This is a genomic window from Actinomycetota bacterium, assembly GCA_019347675.1.
GTDB lineage: Bacteria > Actinomycetota > Nitriliruptoria > Nitriliruptorales > JAHWKO01 > JAHWKW01.
The window spans coordinates 1-17,686 of the sequence record JAHWKW010000035.1 but is presented as its reverse complement, the minus strand read 5'-3'; the positions used below and the strand labels follow the sequence as shown (position 1 = coordinate 17,686).

Sequence of the window (17,686 nt, the reverse complement as noted above, 5' to 3'; positions counted from 1 at the left end):
AATCCACATGCGCGTAGTGACGGTTGTCCGTCTCGTACTCCACATGCGACACCGAGATCGTGATCCCCCGCTCACGCTCCTCGGGCGCCTTATCGATCTGATCGAACGGCGTGAACTGCACGTTCGGGTTCTGCTTGTGCAACACGTTGGTGATCGCCGCCGTCAACGTCGTCTTCCCATGATCGATATGCCCGATCGTGCCGATGTTCAGATGCGGCTTCGTCCGCGCGAACTTCTCCTTGGCCATCGTGCGCCCTTTCCGGGTCTCGCTGTTGGGTCTGGGTCTGGCGGGCTGGCAGCTGCCGGCGACGAGGTCTTGAGCCCCGGCTGACAGCTACTCGCCCCGGGTCCTCGCGACCACCTCTTCCTGGATGCTGGCGGGTGCGGGCTCGTAGGAGCCGAACTGCATGGTGTAGGTCGCGCGTCCCTGGGTCATCGAGCGGACGTCGGTGGCGTAGCCGAACATCTCCGACAGCGGCACGCGGGCGCGGATCACCTGTGCCTGGCCGCGGGGCTCCATCCCTTCGATGTGCCCGCGGCGGGCGCTCAGGTCGCCCATCACGTCGCCCATGAAATCCTCGGGGGTGACAACCTCGACCGCCATGACCGGCTCCAGCAGCTGGATGCCAGCCTTCTTGGCCGCTTCCTTGGCCGCCATCGATCCCGCGATCTTGAAGGCCATCTCGGACGAGTCCACGTCGTGGTAGGAACCATCGACCAGCGCCGCCCGCACGTCCACGATCGGGTAGCCGGCGAGGATCCCACCGGCGAACGCTTCCTGGATCCCGGCGTCCACCGACGGGATGTACTCCCTGGGAACGACACCGCCGACGATGCGGCTGTCGAACTCGTAGCCCTCGCCGGGTTCGCGTGGTTCCAGGTCGATCACCACGTGGCCGTACTGGCCGCGACCGCCGGTCTGGCGCACGTACCTCAGTTCCACGCCGTGGACGGGACGTCGGATCGACTCGCGGTAGGCCACCTGCGGCCGTCCCACGTTGGCCTCGACCTTGAACTCGCGGAGCAGGCGATCGACGATGACCTCCAGGTGCAGCTCTCCCATCCCGCCGATGATCGTCTGGCCGGTCTCCTCGTCGGTGCGGACGCGGAAGGTCGGGTCCTCCTCGGCGAGCCGCTGCAATGCGGTCGACAGCTTCTCCTGATCGACCTTCGTCCTGGGCTCGATGGCGATGTGGATCACCGGCTCGGGGAACTCCATCGACTCGAGCAGGACCGGGTGGTCCGGGTCGGCGATCGTGTCCCCGGTGCTGGCGGCTTTCGCCCCGACCAGTGCCACGATGTCGCCGGTGAAGGTGGCTGCCCTCTCCTCACGGGAATTGGCGTGCATCTGCAGGATGCGCCCCACCCGTTCCTTCTTGTCCTTGGTGACGTTGTAGATGTGCGACCCCGCCTCCAACGTGCCCGAGTACACGCGGACGTAGGTCAGCGTTCCGACGTACGGATCGGTCATCACCTTGAACGCCAAGGCCGAGAACGGGGCGGCGTCGTCCACCGGGCGGGTGATGTCCTCGCCCGTCCTGGGTTCCTTGCCCTGCACGGCGGGGACGTCCAGCGGCGACGGGAGGAAGTCGACGACAGCGTCGAGGAGGGGCTGCACGCCCTTGTTCTTGAAGGCCGACCCGCACAGGACAGGGACGATCTCGCCCCCGATCGTGGCGGCGCGAAGTCCCTGACGGACCTGGTCAGCGGTGAGCGTCCCTTTGTCGAGGTACGACTCGAGCAGGGCCTCATCGGTCTCGGCGACACGCTCCGCCAGCGTCTCCCGCCACACATCGGCCTCGGCACGCTGCTCGTCGTCGAGATCGAGGATCTCCCAGGTGGCACCCAGGTCGTCGCCGCGCCACACCAGCGCCTTCATCCCGATCAGGTCGATGACGCCTTCGTGGGCGTCCTCCAGGCCGATCGGGACCTGGATCGCGACGGCGTTCTTGGTGAGCCGCTCGTGGATGGACTCCAGTGACCGCTCGAACGACGCCCCGGTGCGGTCCAGCTTGTTGACGAAGCAGATCCGCGGCACCCGGTACTTGTCCGCCTGACGCCACACCGTCTCCGACTGCGGCTCGACGCCGGCCACGCCGTCGAACACGGCGACCGCTCCGTCGAGCACCCGCAGCGACCGCTCCACCTCGACGGTGAAGTCCACGTGGCCGGGCGTGTCGATGATGTTGATCCAGTGGTCACGCCACTTGCAGGTGGTCGCGGCCGAGGTGATCGTGATGCCCCGCTCCTGCTCCTGCACCATCCAGTCCATGACGGCAGCGCCCTCATGGACCTCACCGATCTTGTAGGTGCGGCCCGTGTAGTACAGGATGCGCTCGGTGGTGGTGGTCTTCCCCGCGTCGATGTGCGCCATGATCCCGATGTTTCGGGTCCGGCCCAGCGGGTACTCGCGGATAGCAGTCATCGCTCAGTCGTCCTGCGTCGTCGTTCGTCGCTCACCAGCGGTAGTGGGCGAATGCTCGGTTCGCTTCGGCCATCTTGTGCGTGTCCTCACGGCGCTTGACCGCCGCCCCGATGCCGTTGGAGGCGTCCATCAGTTCGCCGGCGAGGCGATCCGCCATGGTCTTCTCCCGGCGCATCAGCGCATATTGGTGGACCCAGCGCAGCGCCAGCGTGGTTCCTCTGGCGGGGCGGACCTCGATCGGCACCTGGTAGGTGGCCCCGCCGACCCGGCGTGACTTCACCTCCAACTGGGGACGGACGTTGTCGACCGCGCGCTTGAGGACCGACAACGGGTCGCCACCCTGGGTGCGGTTGCCGATGTTGGCCAACGCGTCGTACACGATGCGCTCAGCGAGCGACCGCTTGCCGTCGCTCATGATGCGGTTGGTCAACTGCGTCACCAGCACCGACCCGTACTTGGGGTCGGAGTCGGCCTCACGACGGGCAACTGGTCCCTTACGCGGCATCTGCGCGGTTCTCCTGTTCGATCGAGGCCGACGCCGGCCTCCTAGCCTTCCCGCTTCACGCCGTACCGCGACCGGCTCTGCCTGCGGTCACGCACCGGCGCGGCGTCGAGCGTGCCTCGGATCACCTTGTACCGGACACCCGGCAGATCCTTCACCCGCCCCCCGCGGACGAGGACGATCGAGTGCTCCTGCAGGTTGTGACCCTCGCCGGGGATGTAAGCCGTGACCTCGATCCCCGACGTGAGCCGCACGCGGCAGACCTTGCGCAGCGCCGAGTTCGGCTTCTTCGGCGTGGTCGTGTACACCCTGGTACAGACGCCGCGGCGCTGCGGGGAGCCCTTCAGCGCCGGGGACTTGTTCTTGGTGTCCTTGGCGGCCCGGCCCTTGCGGACCAGCTGCTGGATGGTCGGCATGTCTTCGTCGTCCTCGGTCGCGCTCGCGCCGCTCGGCACGAGGGGTGGTTGCGCGTTGCACACGGCCGGGTCGGCCGCGCCCCGACCACGTCCGCGCCGGTCCCTGCCGTTCGTCAGGCTCCCAGCGGGAACGGTCGAGCGGGCTGACGGTCGTGGGTTTCGGCGCGTGCTCGCTGGTGCTGCAAGCGGCCAGGGAGAACTCCGCGCCCGGACGCGCGTGCCGCCGGGCGTCGGCTGCTCGCGCAGCGCGGCATGGATGCCCGGCGGACGAAACCAACCGTACCCGCGTTCAGTTGGGCGGTCAACCGTCCATCGCAGCGGAGACGGTGTCCGTCAGGAACCCCTGGCGGACACCGCCGAGCGGCCCGTCGCAGCAGCCGGCCAGCCTTGCTGGCGTGACGCTACGAACCGGCCTCGCCGTAGCCTTCGTAGCCCCAGCCCTCGCTGAAGTCCCAGCTGCCGTCGCCCTCGTACGACTCGGTCGACGCGAGGAACTCCGCGATGTCGGCCGGGAGCGCCTGCTCGGGCAGGTCGGTGTGACCGACCTGCACGCTGCGGTACCGGCGCAACCCGGTCCCGGCCGGGATCAGCTTCCCGATGATCACGTTCTCCTTCAGCCCGATCAGCGCGTCCTCGTTGGACTCGATCGCGGCTTCGGTCAGCACGCGCGTCGTCTCCTGGAACGACGCGGCCGACAGCCACGAGTCCGTCGCCAGCGACGCCTTGGTGATGCCCATCAGCAGCTGGCGTCCGGAGGCGGGCTGGCCTCCCTGCTCGCGCACGGCCTCGTTCTCCCGCTGGAACTTCGACCGATCGACGTTCTCGCCGGGGAGGAAGGACGTGTCTCCGGGATCGACGACGTTCACCCGGCGGAACATCTGCCGGACGATCGTCTCCACGTGCTTGTCGTGGATCGGCACACCCTGCGAGCGGTACACGTCCTGCACCTCCTGCACCAGGTGCAGTTGCGCAGCCCGCGCACCCAGGACCTCCAGCAACTCGTGGGGGTCGACGGCCCCCTCCGTCAGCTGCTGACCGATCTGGACCTGGTCGCCGTCCTCCACCCGCAGCCGGGCGCGGCGGGTCACCTCGTGCTCGTCGACCTCGTCGCGCGCGCCGGAGATCCGGATCGTCCGCCCGCGCTCATCGTCCTCGATGGTGACCCGGCCAGCCACCCGGGCGATCTCGGCCTTCCCCCGGGGACTGCGAGCCTCGAACAGCTCGACGACACGCGGCAGACCCTGCGTGATGTCCTCACCGGCCACACCGCCGGTGTGGAACGTCCGCATGGTCAACTGCGTGCCGGGCTCACCGATCGACTGCGCCGCGATGATGCCCACCGCCTCGCCGATGTCGACCACGTGCCCGGCGGCCAGCGACCGGCCGTAGCACAGCTGACACACGCCGAAGTCGGTGTCGCAGGTCAGCACCGACCGGACCTTGATCACGCGGTCGTCATCGGTGGGCTGCGTGGCCAGCGGCTCCTCGGTCTCGGGATCGACGCCCTTGATCAGCACCTGCCGCAGCAGGCGGATCTCGACGTCAGCGACCTCCGTGCCGGCGCTGACCAGGACGTCGTCGCCACCGGGGTAGGTCACGTCGGCTGCCAGGACCCGCCCGTACAGCGACTGTGAGTCGTGCTCGCCGACCCGGACATCGACCGACCGCGACGTGCCGCAGTCCTCCTCACGCACGATCAGGTCCTGGGAGACGTCCACCAGGCGGCGGGTGAGGTACCCCGAGTCGGCCGTCCGGAGAGCCGTGTCCGCCAGGCCCTTCCGGGCGCCGTGCGTGGAGATGAAGTACTCCAGCACCGACAGCCCCTCACGGAAGTTCGACTTGATCGGACGTGGGATGATCTCGCCCTTGGGGTTGGCGACCAGCCCACGCATCCCCGAGATCTGGCGGATCTGGGTCATGTTCCCCCGGGCACCCGAGCTGGCCATCATCAAGATCGGGTTGAGTGGGCCGAAGCTCTTCTCCATCTGGTGGGCGACCTCGTTGGTCGCCTCCGTCCAGATCTCGATCAGCTCCTGGCGACGCTCGTCGGCGGTGATGACGCCGCGGGTGAACTGCTTCTCGACCTTGGCGGCACGCTCCTCGTAGGCCGCGAGCACCGCAGCCTTGTCGATGTAGGTCTCGGTGTCCTCCATCGAGATGGTCACACCGGCGATGGTGGCGTAGCGGAACCCGAGTTCCTTCAACCCGTCGAGGACCTCGGAGACCTGCCACTGAGGGAAGCGGTCCGCGCAGCGGTTGACGATGTCGGCCAGTCCCCGCTTGGAGAGGGTCTCGTTGACGTACGGGAACGCCTCCGGGAGCCGTTCGTTGAAGATCGCACGACCAGGGGTGGTCACGATCCGGACGGGGCGCCGCTCCTCGAGGGCTTGCGCCCACGCGTCGTCGTCGCGGACGTCGGCCGGCCGGAGCTCGGGTGGCAGTTCCTTCCCGGCGACCCGCATGACGATCCACTCCTGCAGGCGGACATCCCGCCGATCGAGGGCGTGCTCGATCTCCCCGACCGACGTCAGGACACGTCGCCCTCCGTCGCCGGTGGGGTCGGGGGCGTCGCCCTCGGCGTACGTCAGGTAGTAGGTGCCCAGCACCATGTCCTGGGTCGGGGTGGCGAGCGGACGTCCGGTCGCCGGGGACAGGATGTTGTTGGCCGACAGCATCAAGACCCGCGCCTCGGCCTGCGCCTCGGCACTCAACGGCAGGTGCACCGCCATCTGATCGCCGTCGAAGTCGGCGTTGAACGCCGTGCACACCAACGGGTGGATCTGGATCGCCTTGCCCTCCACGAGCACCGGCATGAACGCCTGGATGCCCAGACGGTGCAGGGTCGGCGCCCGGTTCAACAGGACCGGGTGGTCGGCGATGACCTCCTCGAGCACGTCCCACACCTGCGGGCGGGACCGCTCGACCATCCGTTTGGCGGACTTGATGTTCTGCGCGTAGTTGAGGTCGACGAGCCGCTTCATGACGAACGGCTTGAACAGTTCCAGGGCCATCTGCTTGGGCAGGCCGCACTGGTTGAGCTTGAGTCCGGGACCAACCACGATCACAGAACGGCCCGAGTAGTCGACCCGCTTGCCGAGCAGATTCTGGCGGAACCGGCCCTGCTTGCCCTTGAGCATGTCCGACAGCGACTTCAGCGGGCGGTTGCCGGGGCCGGTGACGGGGCGGCCACGGCGACCGTTGTCGAACAGCGCGTCAACCGCCTCCTGCAGCATGCGCTTCTCGTTGTTCACGATGATCTCGGGCGCCCCGAGATCCAGCAGACGCTTGAGGCGGTTGTTGCGGTTGATCACCCGCCGGTAGAGGTCGTTCAGGTCCGAGGTGGCGAACCGGCCGCCGTCCAGCTGCACCATCGGGCGCAGGTCCGGCGGGATCACCGGCACAGCCTCGAGGACCATCGCGGCCGGCTTGTTCCTGGTCGTACGGAACGCCTCGACGACTTTCAGCCGCTTGATGGCGCGCTGCTTCTTCTGGCCCCGCGATGTTGTGATGACCTCCTTGAGCGACTCCGATTCCGCCTCGAGATCGTGGTGCTCGAGCAGCTCGCGGATCGCTTCGGCTCCCATGCCTCCACTGAAGTAATCGCCCCAGCGGTCACGCATGTCCCGGAAGAGGATGTCACGGTCGATCAGCTGCCTGGGCGTGAGCTTCTTGAGGGTGTCGATCATGTCGTCAAGGTGCTTCTTCTCGTCGTCGGCGCGGCGCGCGACGGCCTGGAGCTGCTTCTCGATCTCCTTGCGCTCACGACGGACCACGTCGGGCTTGGCGCCCTGCTTCTCGAGCTCCTCGAGGGTGACCTCGAGCTGCTCGAGCAGCTCCTGGCGGTCGCGTTCGAGCTGCTCGTCGATGAGCTTCTTCTCCTCGGCAACCTCCGCCTCGATCTCCGGGAGCACGTCATGGCGCTTGTCGTCGTCGACCCACGTGATCACGTAGGCGGCGAAGTAGATCACCTTCTCGAGGTCCTTGGGGGACATGTCGAGCAGATACCCCAGGCGCGACGGCACGCCCTTGAGGTACCAGATGTGGGTCACGGGGGCGGCGAGCTCGATGTGACCCATGCGCTCTCGACGGACCTTGGCGCGGGTCACCTCCACACCGCAGCGCTCGCAGATGATGCCCTTGAACCGGACCCGCTTGTACTTCCCGCAGTAGCACTCCCAGTCGCGGGTCGGCCCGAAGATCTTCTCGCAGAACAGCCCGTCCTTCTCGGGCTTGAGCGTGCGGTAGTTGATGGTCTCCGGCTTCTTGACCTCGCCGTTGGACCACATGCGGATCTGCTGCGCTTCGGCAAGGTTGATCCGCAGCTTCTCGAAGTTGTTCACATCGAACACCGTGTGTGTTCCTCTCTGCTTGTCACAACTTCCGATCAGTTCATCCTGCTGGGCCGCTTACGCCTCCTCGGCCGTCGGTCTCTCCGGGCGTGACAGGTCGATGCCCAACGCCTCCGCCGCACGGAAAGAGTCCTCGTCGGTCTCTCGTAGCTCGATCTCCTCGCCGGTTATCCCCAAGACATCGACGTTGAGCGCCAGCGAACGCATCTCCTGCATCAGCACCTTGAACGACTCGGGGATCCCGGGCTCGGGGATATTCTCTCCCTTGACGATGGCCTCGTAGACCTTCACCCGGCCGACGACGTCATCGGATTTGATCGTCAGCAGCTCCTGCAGGGCGTAGGCCGCGCCGTACGCCTCGAGCGCCCACACCTCCATCTCACCGAACCGCTGGCCGCCGAACTGGGCTTTGCCGCCAAGCGGCTGCTGGGTGATCATCGAGTACGGGCCGGTGCTGCGTGCGTGGATCTTGTCATCGACCAGGTGCAGCAGCTTCAGGATGTAGATGTACCCGACCGTGATCGGCGACTCGATCGGCTGCCCGGTGCGCCCGTCGTAGACCACCGCCTTGCCGTCCTGATCGATCAGCTTGACGCCGTCCTCCGTGGGGCGGGTGTTGGCCAGCAGATCACGGAGCTCGACCTCACGCGCCCCGTCGAAGACCGGCGTCGCGAAGCGGACGGGCCCCTCCACGTCGGTGTAGTCGGCCGGCCAGTCGATGTCGTCGAACCAGCCCGGCTTGTCGGGGAACCGCCAACCGTTCTTGGCCGCCCATCCCAGGTGGGTTTCGAGCACCTGACCGACGTTCATCCGTGACGGGACGCCCAGCGGGTTCAACACGATGTCCACCGGCGTGCCGTCAGCCAGGAACGGCATGTCCTCCATCGGCAGGATCTTGGAGATGACGCCCTTATTGCCGTGGCGACCTGCGAGCTTGTCACCCTCGCTGATCTTGCGCTTCTGAGCGACGAAGACCTGCACCAGGTCGTTGACACCCGGAGGCAGCTCGTCGCCCGCGGTCCGCGCGAACCGCCGGACGCCGATCACGATGCCGCCCTCGCCGTGGGGCACCTTCAGCGAGGTGTCGCGGACCTCGCGGGCCTTCTCCCCGAAGATGGCCCGCAGCAGGCGCTCCTCGGGCGTGAGCTCGGTCTCGCCCTTCGGTGTCACCTTCCCGACGAGGATGTCGCCGGGCTGCACCTCGGCACCGATGCGGATGACCCCCTCCTCGTCGAGGTTGGCCAAGACCTCCTCGGAGACGTTGGGGATGTCACGGGTGATCTCTTCGGGACCGAGCTTGGTCTCGCGAGCATCCACCTCGTACTGCTCGACGTGGATCGAGGTCATCTCGTCCTCACGCACCAGCCGCTGCGAGACGATGATCGCGTCCTCGTAGTTGAAGCCCTCCCACGACATGAACGCCACCAGGAGGTTCTTGCCCAGCGCGAGCTCGCCGCCGTGGGTCGAGGGACCGTCGGCGAGGACGTCACCGACGTCGACGTGCTGCCCCTCGGTGACGATCGGCCGCTGGTTGAAGCAGGTCCCCTGGTTGGTGCGCTGGAACTTGTCGAGGTCGTAGCGGTCGAGTCCGCCATCGTCGGCCTTGACGTAGAGATGGTCCGCCGCGACCTCGACGACCACGCCCGGGCGGCGCGTGAGGACCACGTCACCGGCGTTCCGCGCGATCTTGTCTTCGATCCCGGTCCCGACGAACGGCGACTCAGACTTGATCAGGGGAACCGCCTGGCGCTGCATGTTGGTCCCCATCAGCGCCCGGTTGGCGTCGTCGTGCTCCAGGAACGGGATCAGGGCGGCCGACACCGACACGGTCTGCCGCGGCGACACGTCCATGTAGTCGACCTCGTCGGCGATCACCTCGCGGACCTCGCCACCCTTGGCTCGGCACAGGACGAGCTCGTTGACGAACCGCCCATCGGCGTCCAGGGGGGCGTTGGCCTGCGCCACGATGTAGCGGTCCTCGAGGTCGGCGGTGAGGTAGTCGACCTGGTCGGTAACCCGCCCGCCATCGACTCTCCGGTAGGGCGTCTCGATGAAGCCGAACTCGTTGATGCGCGCGTACGACGCCAACGACCCGATCAGCCCGATGTTGGGACCCTCGGGTGTTTCGATGGGGCACATCCGCCCGTAGTGGGACGGGTGGACGTCGCGGACCTCGAAGCCCGCGCGCTCACGGCTCAAGCCCCCTGGACCCAGCGCCGACAGCCGCCGCTTGTGGGTCAAGCCAGCCAGCGGGTTGGTCTGGTCCATGAACTGTGACAGCTGCGAGGTCCCGAAGAACTCGCGGATCGCCGACACCACCGGGCGGATGTTGATCAGGGTCTGGGGCGTGATGGCCTCGAGGTCCTGGGTGGTCATCCGTTCGCGGACCACACGCTCCATGCGCGACAGGCCGATACGGACCTGGTTCTGGATGAGCTCCCCAACGGACCGCAGCCGGCGGTTACCGAAGTGGTCGATGTCGTCGACGTCGTAGCCGTCGAGGCCGGCGTGCAGCTTGACGAGGTACGACATGGTCGCCAGCACGTCATGCTTGGTGAGGACGTGCGGCTGCGGCGCCTCCCAACCCAGCGACTGGTACTCGGCGCCGAGCTTCTTGTCGACCTTGTACCGGCCAACCCGGGCGAGGTCGTACCGCTTTGCGTTGAAGAACATGTTGATCAGCAGGTTGCCGGCCTGCTCGGCGCTGGGTGGCTCACCGGGGCGCAGCTTCTTGTAGATCTCCTCCAGCGCCTCCGCCGGTGTCGGGACCGAGCGATCCTTGCCGAGCGTGAGCTGGATCGATTCCGCCGCGCCGAAGAAGTCCAGGATCTCCTGGTCGTCGACGGGCTCCTCGAGCACCTCCCGTGGCGCGAGTTCGTACTGGCCGGTCGACTCGTTGCGGACGATCGCCTTGAGCGCCCGGTAGAACACCGTGATGTGCTGCTTGCGCTTGCGGTCGACGCGGACCCCGACGAGATCACGCTTGTCGACCTCGAACTCCAGCCACGCGCCGCGCGCCGGGATGATCTTGCACCCGAACACGTCACGGCCGGTCGTCTTGTCGATCGACGTATCGAAGTACACACCCGGGGAGCGCACCAGTTGCGAGACGACCACCCGCTCGGTGCCGTTGACGATGAAAGTGCCCTTCTCCGTCATGATCGGGAAGTCGCCCATGAAGACCGTCTGGGCCTTGATCTCGCCGGTCTCCAGGTTGGTGAACTCCGCCGTGACGAACAGAGGGGCGGCGTAGGTGATGTCTTTTTCCTTGCACTCCGCCTCGGAGTACTTAGGCTCCTCGAAACGGTGGTCGGAGAACCACAGGGCCATCTTCGCCTGTGAGTCCTCGATCGGGGAAATCTCGTCGAAGATCTCGCCGAGGCCCTCGTCCAGCAGCCAACGGAACGACGCACGCTGGATCGCGAGGAGATCGAGCTCCTTGAGCGGCAAACCCTCGGGCAGTGTGGAGAAGCTCAGACGATCTTCGACGTGGACGCCAGCCAACGGGGTTCCTCCCTGGTGGGATGGTTGCTACGAGATCGGGCAAGGCGGGAGTCGCGGGCGCTCCCGACGCGGTCACCGGCGCGGCCCGGGAAGGCGCCGGTGACCTCAGGATCACCCGGTTCCAGGTGGGGACGAGGAGAGGCGGACAGGGCGAGGCCCGGCCCACGCGCCGATGACGGGTGCGCGGCCGGCAGCGGTGCTCTCCATCAGGTGACGATCTCCCCCGTCGGGTGGATGCGGCGACACGCCCGCCGCACGCATCGCAATGCGGGTCACAAGGGCACAGTCGAGGGCGACCGTCAAATATAGGGCACGTCTCCGCGCCCGTCAAGGGAGCCGGTCGGCGCAGCAGCCGGGGCGCGGGTCTCAAGCAGAGAAGCTCAAGCAGAGAAGCCCAAGCAGCGAAGCTCAAGCAGTGAAGCCCAAGCAGCGAAGCGGGAGACCCGCCCAACGGGGTGCGGGTCTCAAGCAGCGAAGCGGTAGACCCGCCCAACGGGGTGCGGGTCTCAAGCAGCGAAGCGGTAGACCCGCCCAACGGGGTGCGGGTCTCAAGCAGCGAAGCGGTAGACCCGCCCCACGGAGACGACGCGCCGAGACGCAGCTGACCGTCGTGCCGTCAGGCCACCTCGACCGTGGCGCCAGCCCCCTCGAGCTTCTCACGTGCCTCCTCTGCCTGATCCTTGGAGACGCCCTCCAGGACCGGCTTGGGGGCAGCTTCGACGAGGTCCTTGGCCTCCTTCAGACCCAGGTTCGTCAAGCCACGGACCTCCTTGATGACCTGGATCTTCTTGTCGCCAGCCCCGGTGAGGACCACGTCGAACGCCGTCTTCTCCTCCGCCGGCTCCTCCTGCGCCGCGGCTGCCGCGGGCGCTGCCGCGGCGACCACCGGCGCCTGGGCGGTGACGTCGAACGTGTCTTCGAACTTCTTGACGAGCTCGGAGAGCTCGAGCAGCGTCAGCTGCTTGAACTGCTCGATCAGCTCATCGGTCGAGAGCTTGGCCATGGTGTTCGCCTCCTTGTCCTTGTTGACGGTGGCGGACGCGGACAGCGCCCGGTCGCTATCAGGACGCCGGCCCCTCGGCCTCCTCGGTGTCCTGCCCTTGGAGGGCGTCTGCGGCGGAGTCCGTGCCGCTGCGCACCGCATCGCCGACCGCCTCTGCGGCGGACTCGAGGGCCTCACCTGCGGTCTCGACGGCGTCCTCCGCGGCGTCCCCAGCGCGCTCCACGGCGTCGGCGACGGCCTCGCTGGCGTCCTCGGGGCTCTCCGCGAGGGCATCAGCGGCGGACTCGGCCGCACTCCCGGCCGCCTCGACGGCCTCAGCGACGTTCTCCCCGACGGTGGTGACGACAGCGGCCACGGTGTCGCGCGCGCCATCGACGGGGGATGCCGCAGCTGCCGGCTGTCGCTCTTGGTCGGCGTCGGGGCCGGCCTCCTCAGCGGCGCGCTCCGCAGCGGGCTCCTCGCCCGGCGCCTCCTGGTCAGCCGGCGTCTCGGCCGGGGCTGGCTGCGCGGCAGCGTCGCCGCCCTCCGCCGGGTGGCCTCCTTTGTCCTCCAGGGCCTGAACCAGTCGGGCGACCTGCGCCAGCGGCGCCTGCATGAGGCTCGCCGCGTTGGCGAGCGAGGCGTACAGCATCCCGGCGAACCGGCCCAGGAGCTCCTCGCGGCTCTCGAGGTCAGCGAGCTTCTCGGCGGTGGCGGCGTCGACGAACCGGCCCTCGAGGATGGCACCCTTGACCGTGAGCTCCGGGTGAGCGCGAGCGAAGTCGCGGAGCGCCTTGGCCGGCGAGACCGGGTCGTCGGTGCAGTAGGTCAGGGCTGTCGGCCCGGTCAGGACCTGGTCCAGGTCGCCGTAGCCGGCATCGCGGGCCGCGATCTGCGCCAGCGTGTTCTTGACGACGACGTAGCGGGCACCGACCTCGCGGAGCCGGTCCCGCAGCTCGGCGAGCTGGGGGACCGTCAACCCGCGGTAGTCGGTGAACAGCGTGGCCGGGTTGCTCGTCAGGTGCTCCCGGACCTGCTCGACCACCGCGACTTTCTCGGCCCTGACCACGGTCTCTCCTTCACGTCCCGCAACCGGCGACACCACAACCAGGACGCCCTCTGCGTCATCGACCGCTTGGGGCGAGGCTGTCGCGCGGCGGCGGAGGACCGCCGGGCCTTCTCGCCTGCGCGGGCCGCGTCGTCTCCGTGGGGCGGGTCTACCGCTTCGCTGCTTGAGCTTCGCTGCTCGAGCTTCGCTGCTTGAGACCCGCGCCCCGGCTGCGACGGCCTTCGATCCCGGTGGGGATGACCTCGCGGTCTGTGGCGTAACCGAGGGCAGGCTACGGGCGGCCGATCGGGGGGTCAAACCGTCAGGTGGTCAGCCCGTCGACCTTACGCAGCAAGCTCAACGACGTGAACGGCTTGGTGAGGAGTGCGTCGACGTGACCCTGGGGATCATCGACGTCATCCAGCTGGCCCTTGCGCACGAGCAGGATCGTCCGTGTCCGGCGTCGACTCCCTTTCAGACGTCCGCAGGCGTCGACGCCCCCACCGGGCAGCTCTGCATCGACGATGGCCACGTCCGCGCTGTGCTCGTCGATCGCTGCCATCGCCGCGTCGGCATCCGCCGCCTCATGGACGGTCGTCGTGTCGCTGTCGAGCGTCAGCTTCACCAACGAACGGATCGCCTGGTCGGCGTCGACCACCAGGACCGTCCGGTGTCCGCTGTCAGCCGCGACCACTGCTGCTCCTGCCCGGGCCGGTCACGCGACCGTCGCCGGGATGTCCTCTTCCTCGAGGAGATCGCGTGTGCGGGCCGGATCGATGTGGATCCCCGGCCCCATGCTGGTCGACACCGTGACGTTGCGGAAGTACCGGCCTTTGGCGGACGCCGGCCGCTGACGCTGCAGCTCCTCGAACAGGGCCTGGTAGTTGTCCAGGAGCTGATCGATCGGGAAGGACGCCTTTCCCAGGACCGTGTGGACGTTGCCCTGCCGATCCGAGCGGTACTCGACCTTCCCCGCCTTGGTGTCACGGACGGCTCGGCCCACGTCCATCGTGACGGTCCCGGACTTGGGGTTGGGCATCAACCCTCGCGGTCCGAGCAGCTTCCCGAGTCGGCCGAGCTTCCCCATCTGGTCGGGTGTGGCGATGATCGTGTCGAGCTCGTCGACGAGCTCCCCGGCGGACAGGCGCTCGATCAGATCGTCGGCACCGACCAGGTCTGCGCCCGCCTCCTGCGCTTCGGTCGCCTTCTCGCCGACCGCGATCACTGCCACGTTCGCGGTCGTCCCCGTACCAGCGGGCAGGACCACCGCCCCGCGCACCATCTGGTCCGCTTTCCGCGGGTCGATGCCCAGCCGGAACGCGATCTCCACGGTGGGGTCGAAGTCGACCGTCACGGTGTCCTTGAGCACACGCAGCGCGGCGCGGGGCGCGTAGGCGCGGGTGCGGTCGATCTTCTCGAGCGCCGCCCGGTACTTCTTGCCGTGCTTGGCCATGATCGGTCCTTCCGCCTCGACTCAGCCCTCGACGATGATCCCCATCGAGCGGGCGGTGCCCTCGATGATCCGCATGGCCCCGTCCACGTCGATGGCGTTGAGGTCGGGCATCTTGCGTTCGGCGATCTCACGCACCTGGTCACGGGTCACCGTCGCCACCATGGTGCTGTGGGGCGTACCGGAGCCCTTGTCCACGCCGGCGGCCTTCAACAGCAGCTGCGCGGCCGGGGGCGTCTTGGTGATGAACGTGAACGAGCGGTCCTCGAACACGGTGATCTCGACGGGGACGATGTCGCCCTGCTGTGGCGCGGTGCGCTCGTTGAACACCTTGCAGAACTCCATGATGTTCACCCCGTGCTGACCCAGCGCGGGGCCCACCGGCGGCGCAGGCGTCGCCTGCCCCGCCGGGATCTGGAGCTTGATCAGCCCGATGACCTTCTTCGCCATCTTGTTCCTTATTCTTCGGCCGCGACAACGTCGCGCGGGTCACCGTCGTGTCGCCGAACGCCGCCGGGCAGAGGTCTCCCAGCCATCCCGACGGCCCGCCCGACGCAGCGAGACGCCGTCACAGTTTGGCGACCTGGTCGAAGCCCAGCTCCACGGGGGTCTCCCGGCCGAAGATCGACACGAGCACCTTGAGCTTGTGCTGGTCGAGGTTGATCTCGGCGATCGTCCCGGTGAAGTCGGCGAACGGCCCGGACGTGACACGCACCGTCTCGTCGACGTCGAGATCGATCTCGGGGACGGCGGCGACCTCCTCCTCGAGCTCGATCTCGTCTGCTTCGACCCGGGCCTGCTCGGGCACGCGGAGGATCTCGGCGACCTCGCGGATCGACAGCGGGAGCGGCTCGGAGCCGGCGGTGCCGACGAAACCGGTGACCGCGGGCGTGTTCCTGACCACCCCCCAGGTCTCCTTGTCCATGTCCATGCGGACCATCACGTACCCGGGGAAGACCTTCTTCTCGACGACCTGCTTCTTGCCCTTCTTGTACTCGGTGACCTCCTCGGTGGGGATCACCACCTCGTGGATGCGCTCCTCGATCCCGAGAGCCTTGACGCGGCTCTCGAGGTTGTCGCGCACGCGCTGCTCGTACCCCGAGTAGGTGTGAAGGACGTACCAGTCGCCGGGCAAGCGCATCAGCTCACGACGGTCGGCGACCTCCTTGACGCTGCGGGCGACGCCCCTGGGCTCGAAGCGGACCTCTTGCTCCGTCGCCTCCTCCTCGAGGGTCGGCGGTGCCTCGCCGCCAGCCAGCTCGCCGGGCGCGTCAACGGCCGTGTCGACCGCTCCGGTGGCCTGGGACCGCTCGAGCGTGGCCTCCACGCCCTGGACCTCCGTGTCGGCTCCTGCCAGGTCCAGCAGCTCGTCGATCTCCCCGCCGGACGTGTCGCTCGCGGTGGTGGGCGCCGCGGGGTCGGACGGCTCGGCTGCGGCTTGGTCCTCCCCGGGTGCGCGGTCCTCGAGCTCCGACGGCGGGGCCGGGGTCTCGGCCTCCGCGCCCGCCGCGGGGCGCGGATCGGCGGTCACGTCGGGGTCGACCGGCTCCGGCGCGAGCTCGGAGGGCTCCACCGCGCGACGCTCATCCGCGGCCACCGGTGGGGTGTCCGGCATGTCTTCGGTGGTGGCGAGGTCGCTGTCGGTCGCCGGGGCGTCGGGGGCGGCATCCTTCGGCGGGACCGCCTCGCCGAGGCCGTCGGCGTGCTCGGCTTCGGAGAGCTCGGGGGCGTCCGTGGGCTCGACGTCGTCGCGGGACAGCTCGGCGTCCGACCTCGCCTCACCGGCCTCCTGGGTGATGCTTTCCTGTGGGGCAGCGTCGGACTCCCCGGACGACGGGAGGTCGTCGGGGTCCGCGCTGAACGGCTGCTGCAGATGGTCGCTCATGCGTCAACTTCCGAAGACGGCGAAGACAAGACGGCCGAACACGAAGTCCATCGCGAAGACCAGGGCGGTGAGCACGGCCGTGGCGACGAGCACCACGATCGTGTACGACACGACCTCCTGCCGGCGGGGCCAGGCGACCTTCTTCAACTCTTGGCGCACCTCCCCCAGGTACTCGCGCGGGGGCGTGCGGGTGCGTGCGGCCGGCACGGCGGCGGTGTCGGTCTGGCGCTCGGTCTCGGCGGCGCCGTGGCGCTTTCCGTCGCGACCGCGGTGGCGCCTGGACTCACGGTTGGCCATGCGGGATCCCTCTTGGTGGGTCGGTCCGCCGGGCCGCCGTCAACGGGTGGCGGCGGTGCCGGCAGCGGCAGGGGAGGCGGGACTCGAACCCACAACAACCGGTTTTGGAGACCGGGACTCTGCCAATTGAGCTACTCCCCTGGGTCCGGGTCGTACCCGGTGCTGCCCACGGGCGTCGCCTGGCGCCGCGCGGTCCGCACGAGCGCAACACAGGAACGCTGCCCGCGGAGGGCAGCGAGGCCAGGATAACGCTGGTGGCTGCGACGGACAACCGGGTCAGAGACGGACCTTGGCGGTGCCTTTCAGGATCCGCTTGTCGTCGTCGGCTCGCCGTCCCCACAGCTCGACCGTGGCGACGCGATCGGACACATCGGTCACCGACCCCCCGAAGACGGCGGTCTTGCCCATCGGCCACGGGGCGGTGAAGCGCATCTTGATCTCCAGGACATGCTCGGGCCCTCCCGCCCACGAGGTGACCAGCCGCGACGCGAACCCCATCGCGTACATGCCGTGGGCGATCAACCCGCCGGTTGGACTGGTCCGCGCGGCGACCTCAGGGTCGTAGTGCAGCGGGTTGAAGTCACCGGTCGCGCCGGCGTGCATCACCGAGCCGGTCATCCCGACCGTCTGCTCCATGGTCGGCAATTCCGCGCCCACGTCCACGTCCGTCCTCACCGGTCCTCGTCCTGACCACCGGAGCCGATGAAGATGATCCGGTTGGTCGCCAGCACCGCCCGGTCGCCGGTGTCCTCGAAGCGGCAATCCACCTCGACGGTCAGGAACTCGTTGTCCCGGATCACGGTGATGTCCGCGATCCGGGACGTGCAC

14 protein-coding genes and 1 tRNA gene are annotated in these 17,686 nt (G+C 68.2%); all 15 read right to left on the bottom strand.

The window, feature by feature from the left end:
- On the bottom strand, positions 1-247 hold a 247-nt coding region (gene tuf, locus KY462_15765; protein MBW3579156.1), incomplete at its 3' end, for an elongation factor Tu.
- 87 nt (positions 248-334) lie between these two features.
- Positions 335-2,425 carry an elongation factor G gene (fusA, locus tag KY462_15760; GenBank protein ID MBW3579155.1) on the bottom strand — a complete coding sequence of 697 codons (2,091 nt, stop codon included), beginning with the start codon at positions 2,423-2,425 and terminating at the stop codon, positions 335-337.
- A gap of 31 nt (positions 2,426-2,456) precedes the next feature.
- Positions 2,457-2,930 carry a 30S ribosomal protein S7 gene (rpsG, locus tag KY462_15755; protein ID MBW3579154.1) on the bottom strand — a complete coding sequence of 158 codons (474 nt, stop codon included), beginning with the start codon at positions 2,928-2,930 and terminating at the stop codon, positions 2,457-2,459.
- A 41-nt stretch (positions 2,931-2,971) separates the two neighbouring features.
- Positions 2,972-3,343: a 30S ribosomal protein S12 gene (gene rpsL, locus KY462_15750; protein ID MBW3579153.1), complete on the bottom strand. Its 372-nt coding sequence runs from the start codon at positions 3,341-3,343 to the stop codon at positions 2,972-2,974.
- Positions 3,344-3,744: 401 nt separating this feature from the next.
- The gene (locus tag KY462_15745; GenBank protein MBW3579152.1) at positions 3,745-7,692 is read right to left on the bottom strand and encodes a DNA-directed RNA polymerase subunit beta'; all 3,948 of its coding nucleotides are present in this window, start codon (positions 7,690-7,692) and stop codon (positions 3,745-3,747) included.
- 57 nt (positions 7,693-7,749) lie between these two features.
- Complete coding sequence (gene rpoB / locus KY462_15740; GenBank protein MBW3579151.1) at positions 7,750-11,196, bottom strand: DNA-directed RNA polymerase subunit beta; 3,447 nt, start codon at positions 11,194-11,196, stop codon at positions 7,750-7,752.
- Between the two features lie 616 nt (positions 11,197-11,812).
- Positions 11,813-12,199 carry a 50S ribosomal protein L7/L12 gene (gene rplL, locus KY462_15735; GenBank protein MBW3579150.1) on the bottom strand — a complete coding sequence of 129 codons (387 nt, stop codon included), beginning with the start codon at positions 12,197-12,199 and terminating at the stop codon, positions 11,813-11,815.
- Between the two features lie 58 nt (positions 12,200-12,257).
- Complete coding sequence (gene rplJ / locus KY462_15730) at positions 12,258-13,247, bottom strand: 50S ribosomal protein L10 (GenBank protein ID MBW3579149.1); 990 nt, start codon at positions 13,245-13,247, stop codon at positions 12,258-12,260.
- A 301-nt stretch (positions 13,248-13,548) separates the two neighbouring features.
- Complete coding sequence (locus tag KY462_15725) at positions 13,549-13,920, bottom strand: response regulator (GenBank protein MBW3579148.1); 372 nt, start codon at positions 13,918-13,920, stop codon at positions 13,549-13,551.
- A gap of 21 nt (positions 13,921-13,941) precedes the next feature.
- Positions 13,942-14,679 carry a 50S ribosomal protein L1 gene (gene rplA / locus KY462_15720; GenBank protein MBW3579147.1) on the bottom strand — a complete coding sequence of 246 codons (738 nt, stop codon included), beginning with the start codon at positions 14,677-14,679 and terminating at the stop codon, positions 13,942-13,944.
- Positions 14,680-14,700: 21 nt separating this feature from the next.
- The gene (gene rplK / locus KY462_15715; protein MBW3579146.1) at positions 14,701-15,126 is read right to left on the bottom strand and encodes a 50S ribosomal protein L11; all 426 of its coding nucleotides are present in this window, start codon (positions 15,124-15,126) and stop codon (positions 14,701-14,703) included.
- A gap of 118 nt (positions 15,127-15,244) precedes the next feature.
- Positions 15,245-15,817, bottom strand: a complete 573-nt coding sequence (gene nusG / locus KY462_15710) for a transcription termination/antitermination protein NusG (protein ID MBW3579145.1) — start codon at positions 15,815-15,817, stop codon at positions 15,245-15,247.
- A 747-nt stretch (positions 15,818-16,564) separates the two neighbouring features.
- Positions 16,565-16,858 (bottom strand): preprotein translocase subunit SecE, encoded by a 294-nt coding sequence (gene secE / locus KY462_15705; protein ID MBW3579144.1) that lies wholly within the window; start codon positions 16,856-16,858, stop codon positions 16,565-16,567.
- A 68-nt stretch (positions 16,859-16,926) separates the two neighbouring features.
- Positions 16,927-16,999 (bottom strand) — tRNA-Trp (locus KY462_15700).
- A gap of 135 nt (positions 17,000-17,134) precedes the next feature.
- Entirely contained in the window at positions 17,135-17,533 is a 399-nt protein-coding gene (locus KY462_15695; GenBank protein MBW3579143.1) for a dehydratase, read from the bottom strand.
- Positions 17,534-17,686 lie beyond the last annotated feature (153 nt).

Coding starts and splice junctions, on each gene's coding strand:
- fusA (MBW3579155.1), bottom strand. CDS start 2,425: ATGACTGCTATCCGCGAGTACCCGCTGGGCCGGACCCGAAACATCGGG.
- rpsG (MBW3579154.1), bottom strand. CDS start 2,930: ATGCCGCGTAAGGGACCAGTTGCCCGTCGTGAGGCCGACTCCGACCCC.
- rpsL (MBW3579153.1), bottom strand. CDS start 3,343: ATGCCGACCATCCAGCAGCTGGTCCGCAAGGGCCGGGCCGCCAAGGAC.
- rplL (MBW3579150.1), bottom strand. CDS start 12,199: ATGGCCAAGCTCTCGACCGATGAGCTGATCGAGCAGTTCAAGCAGCTG.
- rplA (MBW3579147.1), bottom strand. CDS start 14,679: ATGGCCAAGCACGGCAAGAAGTACCGGGCGGCGCTCGAGAAGATCGAC.
- rplK (MBW3579146.1), bottom strand. CDS start 15,126: ATGGCGAAGAAGGTCATCGGGCTGATCAAGCTCCAGATCCCGGCGGGG.
- nusG (MBW3579145.1), bottom strand. CDS start 15,817: ATGCGCTTGCCCGGCGACTGGTACGTCCTTCACACCTACTCGGGGTAC.
- secE (MBW3579144.1), bottom strand. CDS start 16,858: ATGGCCAACCGTGAGTCCAGGCGCCACCGCGGTCGCGACGGAAAGCGC.